This is a genomic window from Mycobacterium sp. ITM-2016-00316 (assembly GCF_002968335.2).
Lineage (GTDB): Bacteria > Actinomycetota > Actinomycetes > Mycobacteriales > Mycobacteriaceae > Mycobacterium.
This window is the reverse complement of record NZ_CP134398.1, coordinates 388,206-404,714: the sequence shown is the minus strand read 5'-3', so window position 1 is coordinate 404,714 and position 16,509 is coordinate 388,206. Positions and strand designations below refer to the sequence as shown.

General features: G+C 67.0%; 17 protein-coding genes. 10 read left to right on the top strand and 7 right to left on the bottom strand.

What is annotated here, in order from left to right; all coding sequences use genetic code 11:
- The first annotated feature begins 33 nt into the window (after positions 1 to 33).
- From C6A86_RS01825 to C6A86_RS01780, 10 genes are all read left to right on the top strand, one after another.
- Positions 34 to 645, top strand: coding sequence for a TetR/AcrR family transcriptional regulator (locus C6A86_RS01825; protein ID WP_105363040.1), 612 nt, complete (start codon positions 34 to 36; stop codon positions 643 to 645).
- Positions 639 to 1,640 (top strand): LacI family DNA-binding transcriptional regulator, encoded by a 1,002-nt coding sequence (locus C6A86_RS01820; protein ID WP_105363039.1) that lies wholly within the window; start codon positions 639 to 641, stop codon positions 1,638 to 1,640. The genes C6A86_RS01825 and C6A86_RS01820 overlap by 7 nt, the downstream gene beginning before the upstream one ends.
- Before the next feature lie 91 nt (positions 1,641 to 1,731).
- Positions 1,732 to 2,058, top strand: a complete 327-nt coding sequence (locus tag C6A86_RS01815; RefSeq protein ID WP_105363038.1) for an L-rhamnose mutarotase — start codon at positions 1,732 to 1,734, stop codon at positions 2,056 to 2,058.
- Between the two features lie 32 nt (positions 2,059 to 2,090).
- Positions 2,091 to 3,407 (top strand): MFS transporter, encoded by a 1,317-nt coding sequence (locus C6A86_RS01810; protein WP_105363037.1) that lies wholly within the window; start codon positions 2,091 to 2,093, stop codon positions 3,405 to 3,407.
- Between the two features lie 11 nt (positions 3,408 to 3,418).
- A complete protein-coding gene (gene rhaI, locus C6A86_RS01805) occupies positions 3,419 to 4,567 on the top strand; it encodes an L-rhamnose isomerase (protein ID WP_105363036.1) in 1,149 nt (382 codons plus the stop codon).
- A 2-nt stretch (positions 4,568 to 4,569) separates the two neighbouring features.
- Positions 4,570 to 6,609 (top strand): bifunctional aldolase/short-chain dehydrogenase, encoded by a 2,040-nt coding sequence (locus C6A86_RS01800; protein ID WP_199196163.1) that lies wholly within the window; start codon positions 4,570 to 4,572, stop codon positions 6,607 to 6,609.
- Positions 6,609 to 8,105: a rhamnulokinase family protein gene (locus C6A86_RS01795; protein ID WP_105363034.1), complete on the top strand. Its 1,497-nt coding sequence runs from the start codon at positions 6,609 to 6,611 to the stop codon at positions 8,103 to 8,105. Before C6A86_RS01800 ends, C6A86_RS01795 begins: the two co-directional genes overlap by 1 nt.
- Entirely contained in the window at positions 8,102 to 9,334 is a 1,233-nt protein-coding gene (locus tag C6A86_RS01790) for an alpha-hydroxy acid oxidase (RefSeq protein WP_105363033.1), read from the top strand. The genes C6A86_RS01795 and C6A86_RS01790 overlap by 4 nt, the downstream gene beginning before the upstream one ends.
- A 55-nt stretch (positions 9,335 to 9,389) precedes the next feature.
- On the top strand, positions 9,390 to 10,403 hold the full coding sequence (locus C6A86_RS01785; protein ID WP_105363032.1) for an acetamidase/formamidase family protein: 1,014 nt from the start codon (positions 9,390 to 9,392) through the stop codon (positions 10,401 to 10,403).
- Between the two features lie 12 nt (positions 10,404 to 10,415).
- Complete coding sequence (locus C6A86_RS01780) at positions 10,416 to 11,168, top strand: SDR family NAD(P)-dependent oxidoreductase (protein ID WP_105363031.1); 753 nt, start codon at positions 10,416 to 10,418, stop codon at positions 11,166 to 11,168.
- Here C6A86_RS01780 and C6A86_RS01775 read toward each other — a convergent pair.
- The 7 genes from C6A86_RS01775 to C6A86_RS01745 form a co-directional block, all read right to left on the bottom strand.
- A complete protein-coding gene (locus C6A86_RS01775; RefSeq protein WP_105363043.1) occupies positions 11,159 to 12,283 on the bottom strand; it encodes a cytochrome P450 in 1,125 nt (374 codons plus the stop codon). The genes C6A86_RS01780 and C6A86_RS01775 overlap by 10 nt on opposite strands.
- 53 nt (positions 12,284 to 12,336) lie before the next feature.
- Positions 12,337 to 13,386: a dihydrodipicolinate reductase gene (locus C6A86_RS01770; protein ID WP_105363030.1), complete on the bottom strand. Its 1,050-nt coding sequence runs from the start codon at positions 13,384 to 13,386 to the stop codon at positions 12,337 to 12,339.
- Positions 13,383 to 14,456 carry a dihydrodipicolinate reductase gene (locus C6A86_RS01765; protein ID WP_105363029.1) on the bottom strand — a complete coding sequence of 358 codons (1,074 nt, stop codon included), beginning with the start codon at positions 14,454 to 14,456 and terminating at the stop codon, positions 13,383 to 13,385. Before C6A86_RS01765 ends, C6A86_RS01770 begins: the two co-directional genes overlap by 4 nt.
- 1 nt (position 14,457) lies before the next feature.
- Complete coding sequence (locus C6A86_RS01760; RefSeq protein ID WP_396835446.1) at positions 14,458 to 14,796, bottom strand: hypothetical protein; 339 nt, start codon at positions 14,794 to 14,796, stop codon at positions 14,458 to 14,460.
- 81 nt (positions 14,797 to 14,877) lie between these two features.
- Positions 14,878 to 15,567, bottom strand: a complete 690-nt coding sequence (locus C6A86_RS01755; RefSeq protein WP_372513111.1) for a hypothetical protein — start codon at positions 15,565 to 15,567, stop codon at positions 14,878 to 14,880.
- On the bottom strand, positions 15,564 to 15,695 hold the full coding sequence (locus C6A86_RS01750; RefSeq protein WP_255419436.1) for a hypothetical protein: 132 nt from the start codon (positions 15,693 to 15,695) through the stop codon (positions 15,564 to 15,566). Before C6A86_RS01750 ends, C6A86_RS01755 begins: the two co-directional genes overlap by 4 nt.
- Positions 15,696 to 15,709: 14 nt before the next feature.
- On the bottom strand, positions 15,710 to 16,501 hold the full coding sequence (locus tag C6A86_RS01745) for a CbbQ/NirQ/NorQ/GpvN family protein (protein ID WP_105362563.1): 792 nt from the start codon (positions 16,499 to 16,501) through the stop codon (positions 15,710 to 15,712).
- Between the last annotated feature and the right edge of the window lie 8 nt (positions 16,502 to 16,509).

Genomic DNA, 16,509 nt, shown 5'->3' with positions numbered 1-16,509 from the left:
AGACTTCGACGGAGATCGTGCGACGATCGACCCATGCGCAGGCACGGCTGGTCGGGCGATATCCCGATCGACGACGACGAAGCGGTGAACCGCATCATCGCCACGAGCCGCGGCGCCATCGACGCCCGCGGAACGGTGAGCGTGTCCGAGGTGGCCCAGACTCTCGGTGTCACCCGGCAGACCGTCTACCGCTACTTCCCCACCCAGGAGACCCTGCTCGCCGCCACGGCGGTCTCCTCGGTGGCGACCTTCCTCGACCGGCTGGCCGATCGGCTGGGCTCGATCGCCGACCCGACCGAGGCCGTTGTCGAAGGACTGGCCTACACGTTCGAACAGCTTCCGCACGACAAGTACCTGAGCCTGGTGCTGCAACCCGGGAAGGCGAGCGCGTTCACCGCGGGGGTCACCTCGGATCTGGCGATCGGCTTCGGCCGGTCGATCCTGGAGCGCTTCGACGTCGATTGGGCCGCAGCGGGTTTCATCGATGACACACTCGACGAACTGGTCGAGTTCATGCTGCGGACCCTGCAGTCCTTCATCCTCGATCCGGGCCGCCCGGCGCGCACCGGCCGCGATCTACGGGCCTTCCTGAACTCCTGGATCGCCCCCGCGGTCCGTGCCCACGCGAGCGAGCGCACATGGTGAGCATCCGAGAGGTCGCCGCGGCGGCGGCGGTGTCGGTCGGCACGGTCTCCAACGTGCTCAATTCACCGGACAAGGTGTCCCCGGCCACCGTCGCGCGGGTGCAGGCCGCCATCGACGAACTCGGGTTCGTCCGCAACGACGCCGCCCGCCAGCTCAAGGCCGGCCGGTCCCGCTGCGTCGGTCTGGTCGTCCTGGACGTCGGCAACCCGTTCTTCACCGATATCGCCCGCGGCGCCGGGGCCCGGGCCACCGAACACAATCTGACCCTGCTGTTGGGCACCTCCGATGACGACCCGCAGCGGGAGCGCTCCTACATCGACGCATTCGACGAGCAGCGGGTGTTCGGGTTGCTGGTGTCCCCCGTCGGTGACGACTTCGATCGCCTCGACGCGCTGCGCCGGCGCGGCACTCCCGTCGTCCTCGTCGACCGTGACGGGTCGGGCACCGATTTCGACTCGGTCGCGGTCGACGATATTGCCGGAGGCACGCTGGCCGCGGAGCATCTGGCCGGGATAGGGCGGCGGCGGATCGCCTTCGTCGGCGGGCCACCCGAGCTGCGCCAGGTCCGCGACCGCCTGCAGGGCGCCCGAAACGCCTTACAGCAGGTGCCGGATGCCGAACTGGAGGTCATCTCGACACCGGCGCTGACGGTGCTGGCCGGCCGCGCGGTGGGTGAGCAGATCCGCGACAGACCGGCATCGAGCCGGCCCGACGGCATCTTCTGCGCCAACGACCTGGTGGCCATCGGCGTGCTCCAGGCACTCGCCCTGATGGGCGATGTCACGGTGCCCGGACACATCGCGCTGGTGGGTTACGACGATATCGAGTTCGCCCGCTCCGCCGTGGTGCCGTTGACCTCGGTGCGCCAGCCGAGTATCGAAATCGGCAGCACTGCAATCGATCTGCTGATCAAGGCGACCGACAACGCCGGACGTCATCCTCGTCATGTCCTGTTCCAGCCCGAGCTGGTGACCCGGCTCTCGACACGGGCGTGAACCAGGCACAACGGGGCGCTTGACGCTTCGGCGGTGACGTCCTATTGTTGCCCCCATCACAAATTGAAACGTTTCAATCAGGGAGTGGCGAATGGACGACATCCAACGCGTGTGCTTTGTGATGCACCTGAAGTCCGACCGCGTCGACGACTACCTCGAGGCGCACACCGAGGTCTGGCCCGAAATGCTCGACGCACTGCGTACCGCCGGTTGGCGCAACTACTCGTTGTTCCTGCGCCCGGACGAGGGCATGGTGGTGGGCTATCTGGAGACCGACGATTTCGCCCAGGCCACCGCCGAGATGAGCAGGACCGCAGTCAACGGCAAGTGGCAGGAGCAGATGGCTCAGTACTTCCGCGCCGAGACCCACCCCGACAGCAGCCTCGAGCTGCTCACCGAGTACTTCCATCTGGCTTGATCACCCCACCTCTGCACACGACTAGGACACCCATGAAAATCGGAGCGCGCTCCACCACCGGCTGGCGTGCGACCATCTCGGTCGCCATGTCGAACTACATCGAGGCCGGATCGATCATCGCGATCGCCACCAGCCTCGGGTTCTGGCAGGCCGAGTTCGGCATCAGCAACTTCGCCGTCGGACTGCTGGCGGCCCTGAGCGCCAACGCTTTCGGCGCCGCCATCGGTGCCGCGATCGGCGGGCCGCTCTGCGATCGCTTCGGCCGAAAGGCCATCTACACCTACGACCTGCTGGTGTACATGGCGGGCGTGCTGCTGGCCGCGTTCGCGATGAACTTCACCATGCTGCTGGCGGCGTTCATCATCACCGGTATCGCCGTCGGCGCCGGAGTGCCCGCCTCCTGGACCTATATCGCCGAGCAGGCGCCGTCGGGCGAGCGGGCCAAACACGTGGGCACCGCCCAGCTGGCCTGGTCGGTCGGGCCGTTCATCGGCTTCGCGCTCGCCGCCGCGTTGGCCCCGCTGGAGCTGCTCGGGTCACGCATCATCTTCGTGCACCTGTTCGTGGTCGCCGCGATCGTCTGGTGGATCCGGCAGGGCCTGGCCGAATCACAGATCTGGAAAGAGGAAGCCGTCGACGAGAGCCGCGAGCTGCAGTCCTCGGTGGGCGCACGCGGTGTGCGCGGCCTGTTCTCCCGGAAGGTCAACATCACCGCTCTGTTGTTCCTCGGCGGCATCTACCTGTTCTGGAACACCGTGGCGGGCCAGGCCGGCATCTTCATGCCGCGCGTCTATGACACCGCCGGTCTGCACAGCCCCGTGCAGCAGAACCTGCTGCAGGTGCTGGTGTGGGGCTGCACCGTGGCCGCCACCTACTTCGGCTTCATGCGCTACGCCGACCGGGTCTCCCAGCGCGCCCTCTACATCTTCGGTGCCGCACTCGGGATCGTCGGCTGGATCGTGCTGGTCGCCTTCACCGACAGCGGCATCTCCACCATGCTGATCTTCGCTGTGCTGTGGGGCGTCTCGGCAGGCATCGGCTGCCAGGCCTTCTACAGCCTGTGGGCCAGCGAGCTGTTCGCCACCCCGTACCGGGCCAGCGCCCAGGGCATCATGTTCTTCGTGGTGCGCACCGCCACCGGCCTGCTCAGCTACTTCTTCCCGACCATGCTCGCCGCGACCGGCCTGACCACCGTCGGCATCCTGTTGGTCGGACTGCTCACCGTCGCCCTGATCATCGGTGCCGTCTGGGCGCCCAAGACCCAGGGGAAGTCGTTGCAGCAGATCGAGTCCGAGCGCTACGGGGCACCGGTCAGCGCGCCGGCACAAGCTCCCTACACCGCAGTCTGAGGAACCCGCAGATGACCACCGCACTGGACAATCTCGCCATCGAACTGCCCTCCTGGGCATTCGGGAACTCCGGCACCCGCTTCAAGGTGTTCGGCACCCCCGGCACCCCGCGCACCATCGAGGAGAAGCTCGCCGACGCGGCCACCGTGCACCGGCTGACCGGGTTGGCACCGGCTGTGGCCCTGCACATTCCGTGGGACGCCGTCGATGACTACGCCGCACTCGGCCGCTACGCGGGCGACCTCGGGGTCCGGCTGGGCACCATCAACTCCAACACCTTCCAGGACGACGACTACAAGTTCGGCAGCCTCACCCACACCGACAAGGCGGTGCGGCAGAAAGCCATCGACCATCACCTGGCCTGCATCGAGGTGATGAACGAAACCGGGTCCCGCGATCTGAAGATCTGGCTGGCCGATGGCACCAACTACCCCGGCCAGGGCGACATTCGCGGCCGCCAGGACCGGCTGGCCGAATCGCTGGCCGCCATCTACCAGCACATCGGCGAGAACCAGCGCCTCGTACTGGAGTACAAGTTCTTCGAACCCGCCATGTACTCCACCGATATCCCGGACTGGGGCACCTCCTACGCGCATGTCACGGCGCTCGGCGAACGGGCCAAGGTCTGCCTGGACACCGGACACCACGCGCCAGGCACCAATATCGAGTTCATCGTCGCCCAGCTGCTGCGATTGGGACGGCTCGGCTCCTTCGACTTCAACTCGCGGTTCTACGCCGACGATGACCTGATCGTCGGGGCGGCCGATCCGTTCCAGCTGTTCCGGATCATGTTCGAGGTGATCCGCGGTGGTGGGCTCGATGACGACTCGACGGTGGCGCTGATGCTCGATCAGTGCCACAACGTCGAAGAGAAGATCCCCGGCCAGATCCGCTCGGTGCTCAACGTCCAGGAGATGACGGCGCGCGCCGGGCTGGTGGACACCGAGGCACTGACCGCCGCCCAGGAAAACGGAGATGTACTGGGCGCCAACGAGATCTTCATGAACGCGTTCTACACCGACGTCCGTCCCATGCTCGCCGAACGCCGCGCCGCCCAAGGCCTCCCAGCGGACCCGATGGCCGCCTTCCGCGACAGCGGATACCAGGACACCATCAACGCCGAGCGGGTCGGCGGAACTCAATCCTCATGGGGAGCATAGGTATGGCCAACAACACCACCGTCGCCGAACTGATCGCACGCTCCAATGCGCTCGGTTCGGACCCGAAGAACACCAACTACGCGGGCGGCAACACCTCGGCCAAGGGCACCGATACCGACCCGGTGACCGGTGAGAGCGTCGACCTGTTGTGGGTCAAGGGGTCCGGTGGCGACCTGGGCACCCTCACCGAGAACGGACTGGCCGTGCTGCGGCTGGACCGCATGCGCGCCCTCGTCGACGTCTACCCCGGCGTGGACCGTGAGGACGAGATGGTCGCGGCGTTCGACTACTGCCTGCACGGTAAGGGCGGCGCCGCACCGTCGATCGACACCGCCATGCACGGGCTGGTCGATGCCGCACACGTCGACCACCTGCACCCCGACTCCGGTATCGCCATCGCCACCGCAGCCGACGGAGAAGCGCTGACGAGCAAGATCTTCGGTGATCGGGTGGCGTGGGTGCCGTGGCGGCGTCCCGGTTTCCAGCTGGGCCTGGACATCTCCGAGATCAAGAAGGCCAACCCGCAGGCAATAGGCTGCATCCTCGGCGGGCACGGCATCACCGCGTGGGGCGAGACCTCGGACGAGGCCAAGGCCAACTCGCTGGAGATCATCCGCGCCGCCGAGGAGTACATCCGCGCCAACGGTGCGGAGCAGCCCTTCGGCGCGCCGCTGGACGGGTACGCCGCACTGCCGGAGCCGCAGCGTCGCGCGAAGGCCGCCGCACTGGCCCCGTTCATCCGTGGTCTGGCCTCCGCGGACCGCCCCCAGGTCGGGCATTTCACCGATGTCGGTCCGGTACTCGAATTCCTCGGCGCCACCGAGCATCCCCGACTGGCCGGGCTCGGCACCAGCTGCCCCGACCACTTCCTGCGCACCAAGGTCAAGCCGCTGGTGCTCGACCTGCCCGCCGACGCCGGCATCGAGGAAAGCAAAGCACGGCTGACCGAACTGCACGAGCAGTACCGCGCCGACTACCAGGCCTACTATGAGCGCTACGCCACCGCCGACAGTCCCGCGATGCGCGGCGCCGATCCGGCGATCGTGCTGATCCCCGGCGTCGGAATGTTCAGCTACGGCAAGGACAAGCAGACCGCGCGGGTCGCCGGCGAGTTCTACCTCAACGCCATCAATGTGATGCGCGGCGCCGAGGCGATCTCCAGCTACGCCCCCATCGACGAGTCGGAGAAATTCCGCATCGAGTACTGGGCACTCGAAGAGGCAAAGCTGGCCCGCATGCCCAAGCCGAAGCCCCTGGCCACCCGCATCGCACTGGTGACCGGTGCCGCGTCGGGGATCGGCAAGGCCATCGCCACCCGACTCGCGGCCGAGGGCGCCTGCGTGGTGATCGCAGACCTCGACGCCGAGAAAGCTGCCGAGGCCGCGGCCGAGATCGGCAACGCCGATATCGCCATCGGCATCGCCGCGGACGTCACCGACGAGGACGCGGTGCAGGCCGCCATCGACGTCAGTGCACTGGCCTTCGGCGGGATCGACATCGTGGTCAACAACGCCGGGCTGTCGCTGTCGAAGTCGTTGCTGGACACCACCGCAGCGGACTGGGATCTACAGCACAACGTGATGGCCCGCGGCTCGTTCCTGGTCTCCAAGGCCGCCGCCCGCGCCCTGATCGACCAGAAGCTGGGCGGTGACATCATCTACATCTCCTCGAAGAACTCGGTGTTCGCCGGACCGAACAACATCGCCTACTCGGCCACCAAGGCCGACCAGGCCCATCAGGTCCGGCTGCTCGCCGCCGAACTCGGCGAGCACGGGGTGAAGGTCAACGGCATCAACCCCGACGGCGTGGTGCGCGGCTCGGGGATCTTCGCCGGCGGCTGGGGCGCCAAACGCGCCGCGGTGTACGGGGTGCCCGAGGAAGAACTCGGTGCCTACTACGCCCAGCGCACGCTGCTCAAACGGGAAGTGCTGCCGGAGAACATCGCCAACGCCGCATTCGCGTTGTGCACCAGCGACTTCTCGCACACCACAGGGCTGCACGTACCGGTCGACGCCGGCGTCGCCGCAGCGTTCCTCAGGTGATGAAGTCCGGTCAGGTCGCCGCCATCGACCTGGGCGCGACCAGCGGCCGGGTGATGGTCGCCGACATCGGACCGGGCCGGCTGGAGCTGGAACAGGTCGCCCGCTTCGCGAATGATCCGGTGCAGCTGTGGAACGGCCATCGCGCCGCGCTGCACTGGGATGTCCCCGGGCTGTTCCGGGAAGCCTGCGCAGGACTGGCCGAGGCGGGTAGACGGTCGGACAACCTGGTCACCGTCGGCATCGACTCGTGGGCCGTCGACTACGGCCTGCTGCGGGGCGGGGCGCTGGCCTCGTTGCCCTACCACTACCGCGATGCCCGCTCCGACGGCGGCGTACGTGCAGTGCACCGCACGATCGACCCCGCGGAGCTCTACGCCCGCAACGGCCTGCAGTTCCTCCCGTTCACCACCATCTATCAGCTGGCGGCCGAAAAGGCCGGCGGTCAGCTCGATCTCGCGGATCGGGCACTGCTGATACCCGATCTGATCGGATACTGGCTCACCGGCCGCCAGGTCACCGAACGCACGAACGCCTCGACGACCGGTCTGCTACGCACCACCGGTGAATGGGACGACGACCTCGCCGCCCGGCTAGGGCTGCGTCCGGATCTGTTCCCCGCTCTCGTCGAACCCGGGCACGAACTGGGCTCGCTGCTCGGCGAGGTGGCCGAGCCCCTCGGCCTGACACCGACCACCACGGTCACCACCGTCGCCTCGCACGACACCGCCTCGGCTGTCGTCGCCGTCCCGATGGATTCCGGCGGTGCTGCCTATATCTCTTGCGGCACATGGGGATTGGTCGGGGTAGAAGTCGTCTCTCCGGTGGTCACCGAGGCCGGCCGGGAAGCGAACTTCACCAACGAGGTCGGCGCCGACGGCCGGATCCGCTACCTGCACAACGTGATGGGACTCTGGCTGCTCAGCGAGACCATCCGGCAGTACCAGCGCGAGGGCTACCGCGCCGACCTGTCCGAGCTGCTGACTCGGGCCGGTGAGGTACGCGCCACCTTCGACGACTTCGATACCGCAGACCCGCGGTTCCTCGCCCCCGGCGATATGCCCGGCCGGATCCGCGACTGGTACGACGAGCGGGGTCTGCAGGTCCCGATGACCCGACCCGAAGTGGTCCGGGCGATCGTGGAAAGTCTGGCCGCGGCGTTCGCCGACGGGGTCCACCGTGCCGCCGAGCTGTCCGGTACACCGGTGCGCACGGTGCACATCGTGGGCGGCGGATCCCAGAACAGGCTGTTGTGCCAGCTGACCGCCGATCGGGCCGGACTGCCCGTGCTGGCCGGCCCGGTAGAGGCCACCGCGCTGGGCAATGTGCTGATCAGCGCGCGCGCCCACCACCTGGTCGATGGCGATCTCGAGGCGCTGCGCCATATCGTTGCCAGCAGGTTCCCACCCCAGCAGTACACACCGCGCACCCGGCGCACCCGCATCGCGCGTACGGTCGGGCCAGGAAAGCGCATCGGCGTGAAAGAGGTCCTGTCATGAAACGTCGCATCCCCAAGGTCGCCGATCTGGCTCCACTGATGCAGTTCAAGAAGCCCGAGCTCAATGCCCGCACCCGCCGGCTTGCCGCGGCGCTGACCGTGGAGGATCTGCGCGCGATCGCCAAGCGCCGCACCCCCAGGGCCGCGTTCGACTACACCGACGGCTCCGCGGAGGCCGAGCTGTCGCTGGCGCGGGCCCGGCAGGCGTTCCAGGACATCGAGTTCCATCCGGCGATCCTGCGGGACGTGTCCAAGGTCGACACCAGTTGCACCATTCTGGGCGGCCGTTCGGAGTTGCCGTTCGGGATCGCGCCCACCGGGTTCACTCGGATGATGCAGACGGAGGGCGAATACGCGGGCGCGCACGCCGCTGCCCGCGCCGGTATCCCGTTCTCGCTGTCCACCATGGGCACGGCATCCATCGAAGATGTGAAGGCCGCCAACCCGCACGGGCGCAACTGGTTCCAGCTCTACATGTGGAAGGACCGGGACCGGTCGATGGCCCTGGTCGAGCGCGCGGCCGCGGCCGGGTACGACACCCTGCTGGTCACCGTCGATGTCCCGGTGGCCGGGGCGCGGCTGCGCGACAAACGCAATGGTATGTCGATCCCGCCCGCCCTCACCGCGAAGACGGTGCTCAACGCGATCCCCCGTCCGCAGTGGTGGATCGACTTCCTGACCACCGAGCCGCTGGCGTTCGCCTCGCTGGACCGCTGGTCGGGCACCGTCGCCGAACTACTCGACACCATGTTCGATCCGACCGTGACCTTCGAGGATCTGGCCTGGATCAAATCACAATGGCCGGGCAAGCTGGTCGTCAAGGGCATCCAGACCGTGGCCGATGCACGGGCCGTCGCTGATCTCGGCGTGGACGGTATCGTGCTGTCCAATCATGGTGGACGCCAGCTTGATCGGGCCCCGATCCCGTTCCACCTGCTTCCCCAGGTCGCACCGGCGGTGGGTGATCGCACCGAGGTCATCCTCGACACCGGCATCATGTCCGGCGCCGACATCGTCGCCTCCATCGCCCTGGGCGCGCGCTTCACCCTCGTCGGACGCGCCTATCTGTACGGCCTGATGGCCGGCGGTGAAGCCGGTGTAGACCGGATGATCGAGATACTGTCCGACCAGATCTCACGCACCATGCGACTGCTCGGCGTCACGTCACTCGATGAGCTGGTGCCCGAGCACGTGACGCAGTTGCAGCGCCTGGTGCCGCGGCAGACCTGATTCACGCTGGCGGGTTGAGGTGGCGACGCCGGCGCGTTGAGACGAGGATGACGTGATGGACCACGTCACCTTCGTCCCGTCACCCGAGCAGTTCGCGTTCACCTTCGGGGGCGCCGATCCGGTCATGCGGATCACGGCGCCGACGGTGCTCACACTGTGGACCGAGGACGCCTACGGTGGCCGGATCACCAGTGCGGACGATGTGGCCAGCAGCGCGCTGGACACCGAGGACCTCAATCCGCAGACCGGACCGTTCTGGATCGAAGGCGCCGAACCCGGGGACACACTGGCCGTGCATCTGGTGGATCTAACGCCGGCGCGCAGCTGGGGTGCCTCGACACTGATCCCGTTCTTCGGCGGGCTCACCAGCGTGCCGGTGAGCCCGACACTGCAGGAACCACTGCCCGAGCGCACCTGGATCTACGAATACGACTCGGCGACAAAGACTGTCGGCTTTTCGGCGAAGGGTAGCAATTTCGAGGTGGCGCTGCCCGCCAACCCGATGCTCGGCACCGTCGGGGTTGCCCCGGCTCGCCGCGAGGTGCGCACCTCGCTGGTGCCCGATGTATTCGGCGGCAACATGGACACCCCCGAGATGACGGTGGGCGCCACCTGCTATCTGCGGGTGAATGTGCCCGGCGCGCTGTTCTCCCTCGGCGACGGGCACTACCGCCAGGGCGAGGGCGAGTCGTGCGGCACCGCCGTGGAGGGCGCGATGAACGTGACCGCGATCGTCGAACTCATCAAGGGCGGCGGGCCCGCCTGGCCACGGCTGGAGACCGACACCCACCTGATGTGCATCGGGTCCGGCCGCCCGCTGGAGGAGGCCTGGCGGGCCGGACAGGTCGAGATGATCACGTGGCTGGGCGAGTTGTACGGGCTGGACCGACTCGACGCCTACCAGTTGCTCACCCAGATCTCGTTGGCGCCGATCGCCAACGTGGTGGACACCAATTACAGCGCGGTGACCAAGATCGACAAGCGGCTACTGCCCAGCGCTGCCGCCTACGGCGGCGTGCATAGCGAACTGCGCGCCGCGGCACGGTCATTCGGAACCATCACGTACTAGGGAAGGCTCATCATGGATCTCCGACTCACCGGCAAACGCTTCGCGGTCACCGGCGGTACCCGCGGCATCGGACGGGCGGTGGTAGAAGGGTTGATCGCCGAGGGCGCCAAGGTCGCCTTCTGCGCGCGAACCTCCGAGGATGTGGCGCAGGCACAGCAGGAACTCGGCGGCGACGCCCTCGGCTCGGCGGTTGACGTCGGCGCCACCGCGACGCTGGCGGCGTGGGTGAATGCCACCGCCGACGCGTTCGGCGGTCTGGACGGCGTGGTGGCCAACGTCAGCGCGCTCGCCATCCCGGAGTCGGCGGAGAACTGGCGCACCACCTTCGAAGTCGACCTGATGGGCACCGTCGGCCTCGTGGACGCCGCACTGCCGTATCTGGAGGCCTCCGGCGCCGGGTCGATCGTGACCATCTCCAGTGTCTCCGGCCGGGAGGTGGACTTCGCGGCGGGCCCGTACGGGACGATGAAGGCCGCCATCATCCACTACACGCAGGGGCTGGCCTATCAACTCGCCGGAAAGGGTGTGCGCGCCAACAGCGTCAGCCCGGGGAACACCTACTTTCCCGGTGGGGTGTGGCCGTCCATCGAACAGAACAACCCGGAACTGTTCGCCGCCGCCCTGGCGCTCAACCCGACCGGCCGGATGGCCACCCCACAGGAGGTCGCCAACGCGGTGGTGTTCCTGTCCAGTGGAGCGGCGAGCTTCATCACCGGGACGAACCTGCTCGTCGACGGAGCCCTGACCCGCGGCGTTCAGTTCTGAGCAGGCCCCAGCAACAACGGCAGCCGCGGCAGGCTGCAGGTCGGGGACGGCCAGGTGATTTCCGGGATGTAGCCGGGCGGCAGACGGAAGTCCGGAATGCGGGCCAGCCACTCGGTGACGACCAGCTTGAGTTCCATCCGAGCCAGGTGCGACCCGAGGCAACGGTGCGGTCCGCCGCCGAAACCCCAGTGCTTGTGCAGCTTTCCGTCCAGCACGAAGTCGTCGACCGAACAGCCGTCGCTGCCATCGCGGTTGATCGCCGCGATACACAACCGGACGTCGGCGCCAGCCGGAATGGTCACACCCGCGACGGTCACCGGCCGGGTCGTCACCCGCCCCAGCACGGGTGCCGCCGGTTCCAGCCGGACCATCTCCTCCACGAACACCGCCACCTCGTCGGGGTTTTCCCGGAGCGAGCGTCGAAGCGCAGGCCGACGCGCCAGTTCGACCATGGTGGCGCCGATGGTGGCGGTGACCGTGTCCAACCCGGCGAGCACAAACACCATGGACAGCCCGACCGCCTCGTTGTCGGTGAGCGGCTCGTCCGCATGTAGCAGGTCCGACAGAATCCCCGCGCATGGTTGATCCCGTTGCTGGGCCACGGATTCGGCCAGGTACGTGTACAGCTCGACCGCCGGGGTGAGATCGACGCTGGACGGGTCGGTGGTGAGGCTGAGCGCGATGATCGCGTCCTTCCACCCGACCAGCCTCGCCCGGTCCTGTAGCGGGAGTCCGAACAGCGTAAGGAATACCTGTGACGGGTATGGGGTCGCCAGATCGGCCATCACCTCGCATTCATCCCGCTCGGCGATCTGCTCGATGATCTCGATGGCCTGGGCCTGCAGGGACGGCAGGAGTGGGCCGAGGGTCTGTGGACTGAAGTACTCGTGCAGGATGCGCCGGTATCGGGTGTGCTCCGGGGGATCGAAACCGAGCGGCACCAAAGGGACCGGGCTGATCATGTCGTCATAGGCGATGCCGGACGAGAAGACCTCCGGACTGCGCAAGGCGCCGAGCACATCCTCGCGCCGGGTCAGGTAATACCAACCATCACCGCGCACGACGGGGCCGAGGCCGCGCAGCGCCGACCACCCCACCCCGCGATCGCGCGTCATCGGGAGATCTTCATACCGGATGTGTGGAAGCTCCAGGTACTCCTGCGTATCGGTCACGGCCGGACCAGTCCACGCGGCCGCACCAGTCCCAGATCCAGATGGGTGACCCAGCCGGGTGCGGCATCGCACACCGCGGGGATGGTGTTGATGGCACCCATCGCGGTCCAGTCATAGCCGGGATGGCTCATCGTCCCGTCCGGCCTGCTGACGCCCTTGAGGGTCAGTTCGGTCGGCGGATCCCCGTCGATGACGATCTCGTAGCGGGTCTCGCCCCAGTCCCACGGCGGATCCAGTTTGTCCGGCCCCGCGGTGACATAGATGGCGTGGAAGACGATGAGTGGCCGGCCGTTCACCCACGCCGTCCATTCGTGTCGCTGCGCGGCCACCGTGCCGACCGCGATCGCGCCCTCGTCGTGCGCAATGGGTTCCCGTGCCGTCGCCACGTCGATCTCGGCGGCGGTCACCTCGTCGATGGTGACACCGAGACCGTCGGCGATCATGTACATCGATTGCGCGAAGAACGGCAGTCCGAGCCCGAGAATCGTCGGCTCGGTGAGGAACGTGTCCTTGTCCTTGCCGAACCCCATCCAGTCGATATGGTCCAGCGGCGCATCCTTGAGGACGTCGACGACCTCGTAGACCTGGATGCTGTCGATCCGGCTCATCACCCGGGCCAGGGTGAGCGGAAGGACATCTCCGGCATACCCGGGGTGGATGCCGCCGCCGTGAAACGAAGTGCCGCCATCGGTGCACGCGGCGCGAATCTGTTCGCCGGGATCCGCGAAATCCGGTGACGGATAGAAGAACCCGCTGGTGGTGACCAGGTTCTTACCGGAGCGCAGAATTCGGCAGACGGTGGCGACGTCCATGATGATCGGGGTGTAGAACACGCAGTCGGCGTCGAGGGCCAGGACGGCGTCGACATCATCGGTGGCGATCACTCCGGTGGGCTCGATGCCGACGATCTCGCCGGCGTCCATACCCACCTTCTCCGGGGAATGCACCAGCACCCCAACGAGATCGAACACCGGATTGTCGGCGAGATGCCGCACACCGACCTGTCCGACATCGCCGGTCATCCACTGGATCACCCGATAGCTCATCGCCTCAAGCCTTTCGACAGCACACCGCGGCCCACGATGGTGGGCAGGTCCAGGAAGGTGCGGATCCCCGGCGCGGCGGCGCAGACCGGAGCGATCGCGTGGACGGCATGCATCGCGGTGCCCAGGCACCCCTGATCGGTGTCATCCTCGTCGTGGATGGCGATCCGGGATTCCAGCACCATCGACGGCGCCCCCTCGACGGTCACCTTCCAGCCTCGCCCGTTCGGCCAGTCCGGCGCCTGCTCGGCGCCGAGTCGGGTGATGTGTTCGACGGTCAGTGCCCGCCTGCCCTCGATCACCGCGGTATAGGAAAAGCGCTGCGCAGAAACGGTTCCCGCCTCGATGCGGCCGGCCTTGACATCGATCGGTGTGTCGGTGACCGCCACCTCGCGCTCCCAGATGTAGTCGTCGATGGTGGCGCCCAGGCCCTCCGCCAGCAGCATGAGCGGCGCTTTGAAGGACAGTCCGCCGATCGCAGCCTCGTCCATCGGCACCCGCTCATCGGGTGGTTTGCCGAAGCCCATCACCTCGAACAATACGAACGGCACGTTGTAGGTGGAGTAGTCCATCAGCTCCTGCACCAGCAGCGAGTCGATGTGCCGGAACAGTCCGGACATCGTCAGCGGGAGCACCTCCGCAGCCCAGCCCGGTTGAATTCCGGTGGCGTGGAAAGAACTCCGGCCCTCCTGGCAGGCTGTCTCCAGGCGCTGCGCCACGTCGTCGCCGGCGCTCTGCGGGTAGATCCACGCGGTGACGGCGGTGGACACCACGTTCTTCCCCGAGGCCAGCAGCCGGCAGATATCGTCCAGCGCGACGGGTGGATTCCACTCGCCCTCGGCCATGTACAGCACGCAGTCGGCGTCGAGCGCGAGGATCTCGTCGACATCGGTGGTGGCCAGGACGCCGGTCTCGCCGATTCCGGCGACATCGCCGATATCGCGGCCTGCCTTCGCCTCGTTGTACACCCGGGCGCCGACGAGTTCGAGGTCGGGATGGTCGTGCACGGCGGCCAACGCGTGGGTGCCGACGTTGCCGGTGGCCCACTGGATCACCCGCAGCTTTGAACCCATCTCAGCCGCCTTGTTCGGCGAGCCGGGCCTGGCGTGCCTCATAGCGGTCGACCAATTCCCGGAATCCGAGCCGGTCGTACTGCGGGATGGGCTGTATTCCCCAGACATCCCGGGCGGTGTCCTTGCCCTCGGCGCCTTCCGGCGGTCCCAGCGGCGGGTAGGGGAACTTGCACTCCAGGGCGTCATCGGAGTAGCGCACCTTGAGAAGTTCACTGCAGATCTGGGTGAGGCTCAGCGTCGGGTAGCCGTAGTAGACCGCCATGAACGGCAGCGTGAAGGCCCCCTCGATGACCAGCGCGATCAGACAGACCAGCACGGCACGCTTGATGTACCTGTGCATCCGCGCGTAATAGGGCGTGGTGCCCGGCGGCAAATCCTCGGCGGTTGTTTCGGGTTGCGGTGTTGTCACGGTGTCACTCCTTCAGTCCGTGAAGATCTCGCGATTCACCGTGTGCAGGTACGGGATCGCGAGGAACGGGGTGATGTAGAAGATGTCGTAGAGCCACCAACCGATGACCGGGAAGATGACGCCCGCGAACCGGACGTCGGCGAACATCGTCATGTTGAAGACGTAGACGGTCCAGATCACCACGCCCATCCAGCAGGTGACGATCATCCACTGGTGGCCCCAGCGCTTCATCTGCAGGAATCCGATGGCCGCGGCGCACCGCATGGCGAAGACCGTGATGATCATGCCGGCCACCATGGCCTTCTCGCCGGGTCCCGCGGCGCCGCCGATCCAGAGTTCGTTGTAGTGCCAGAAGTATCCGGCGTCGAACATGTGGCCCCAGCCGACCATCAGAACCCGGTTGATCAGGGTGTGATTGGCGACCAGGTCCAGCGCCCAGCCCAGGCTGTTGAGCATTCCGTCGATCAGCACCAGGTAGCCGATCAGGGTGACGATCATCGGGCGCACCGACAGTCCGGCGCGCGCCGCCTGCCGTTGCAGCCACACGCCACGCATGAAGATCGGGAAGCCGATCAACCCCGGTACCCACATGCCCATGAGCGCGGCACCGACGATCATCCATTTGTCGGCTCGTCGCTGGGCGAGCCGGGACTCCTCGCCGTGGTCCTCCAGGCTGACGGAACCGCCGACAGCCAGGCTCACAGATACCACCAGCCGCGTTCGAAGGACATGTAGAGCTGGATGAGGAACATCGTGAGCAGGTAGCCGTAGATGGCGATCTGGAACACGATGAGCGCCCGCTTACGCTTCTTCTCTTTCTGATCGACCATGGTGAAATCCCCTCTCAGAGTGTGTCGGTGGCCAGTAGCCCGGCCGCCGCGATCTCCCGGAGCCCCTCATTGATGGCTCCGTCGCTGCTCAGTGGTGCGAGGATGCACGCTTCGGCGGCTTCCAATTCGCCGGCACCGGCGGCGATCAGTTGGGCTGCGGTGACGAGCACCCGCGTCGACGGCGGCTCGAAGTGGAAGGCCTCATCGGCGGTGCGGATGGCGTTGGCGCAGTTGACGAGCCGCCGGGCTGCCGCCACGTCGATACCGGCCTCGGACACGACGGCTTCGGCCTCCCGTTCCGGCGGTAGATAGTTCATCGGCAGGGTGGCGAAACGCTGCCGGAAGGACGGCTTGAGCTGCTTCAGTGAGCTGCGGTAGGCGGGGTTGTAGGAGCACACCAGCATGAATTCCTCCGGCGCCGTGACGACTTCATCCGCGCGATCCAGATACAGGGTGCGGCGGTGGTCGGTCAATGAGTGCAGGATGGCCAGCGAGTCGTGGCGTGCCTCGACGACCTCGTCGAGGTAGCAGATGGCCCCGGTCTTGACGGCTCTGGTGAGTGGCCCGTCGGTCCAGATCACGTCGCCGCCGGTGACCATGAAGCGGCCAACGAGATCGGAGCTGGTCAGGTCATCGTGGCAGCTGATGGTGACGACGGGTCGGCCGAGCAGGGATCCCATGTGTTCGACGAATCGGGTCTTGCCGCACCCGGTCGGCCCGGTGAGCATGACCGGGATCTTGCGGGTGAATGCCTGCTCGAAGAGCTGCACCACGTTGCCGCTGGAATAGTATGTCTCGCTGCTCATCTGACTCC

Excerpts from the sequence above, each read along its gene's own strand:
- C6A86_RS01825 (WP_105363040.1), top strand. The coding sequence starts at position 34 with ATGCGCAGGCACGGCTGGTCGGGCGATATCCCGATCGACGACGACGAA.
- C6A86_RS01820 (WP_105363039.1), top strand. The coding sequence starts at position 639 with ATGGTGAGCATCCGAGAGGTCGCCGCGGCGGCGGCGGTGTCGGTCGGC.
- C6A86_RS01815 (WP_105363038.1), top strand. The coding sequence starts at position 1,732 with ATGGACGACATCCAACGCGTGTGCTTTGTGATGCACCTGAAGTCCGAC.
- C6A86_RS01810 (WP_105363037.1), top strand. The coding sequence starts at position 2,091 with ATGAAAATCGGAGCGCGCTCCACCACCGGCTGGCGTGCGACCATCTCG.
- rhaI (WP_105363036.1), top strand. The coding sequence starts at position 3,419 with ATGACCACCGCACTGGACAATCTCGCCATCGAACTGCCCTCCTGGGCA.
- C6A86_RS01800 (WP_199196163.1), top strand. The coding sequence starts at position 4,570 with ATGGCCAACAACACCACCGTCGCCGAACTGATCGCACGCTCCAATGCG.
- C6A86_RS01795 (WP_105363034.1), top strand. The coding sequence starts at position 6,609 with ATGAAGTCCGGTCAGGTCGCCGCCATCGACCTGGGCGCGACCAGCGGC.
- C6A86_RS01790 (WP_105363033.1), top strand. The coding sequence starts at position 8,102 with ATGAAACGTCGCATCCCCAAGGTCGCCGATCTGGCTCCACTGATGCAG.
- C6A86_RS01785 (WP_105363032.1), top strand. The coding sequence starts at position 9,390 with ATGGACCACGTCACCTTCGTCCCGTCACCCGAGCAGTTCGCGTTCACC.
- C6A86_RS01780 (WP_105363031.1), top strand. The coding sequence starts at position 10,416 with ATGGATCTCCGACTCACCGGCAAACGCTTCGCGGTCACCGGCGGTACC.
- C6A86_RS01775 (WP_105363043.1), bottom strand. The coding sequence starts at position 12,283 with ATGACGCGCGATCGCGGGGTGGGGTGGTCGGCGCTGCGCGGCCTCGGC.
- C6A86_RS01770 (WP_105363030.1), bottom strand. The coding sequence starts at position 13,386 with ATGAGCTATCGGGTGATCCAGTGGATGACCGGCGATGTCGGACAGGTC.
- C6A86_RS01765 (WP_105363029.1), bottom strand. The coding sequence starts at position 14,456 with ATGGGTTCAAAGCTGCGGGTGATCCAGTGGGCCACCGGCAACGTCGGC.
- C6A86_RS01760 (WP_396835446.1), bottom strand. The coding sequence starts at position 14,796 with ATGCACAGGTACATCAAGCGTGCCGTGCTGGTCTGTCTGATCGCGCTG.
- C6A86_RS01750 (WP_255419436.1), bottom strand. The coding sequence starts at position 15,695 with ATGGTCGATCAGAAAGAGAAGAAGCGTAAGCGGGCGCTCATCGTGTTC.
- C6A86_RS01745 (WP_105362563.1), bottom strand. The coding sequence starts at position 16,501 with ATGAGCAGCGAGACATACTATTCCAGCGGCAACGTGGTGCAGCTCTTC.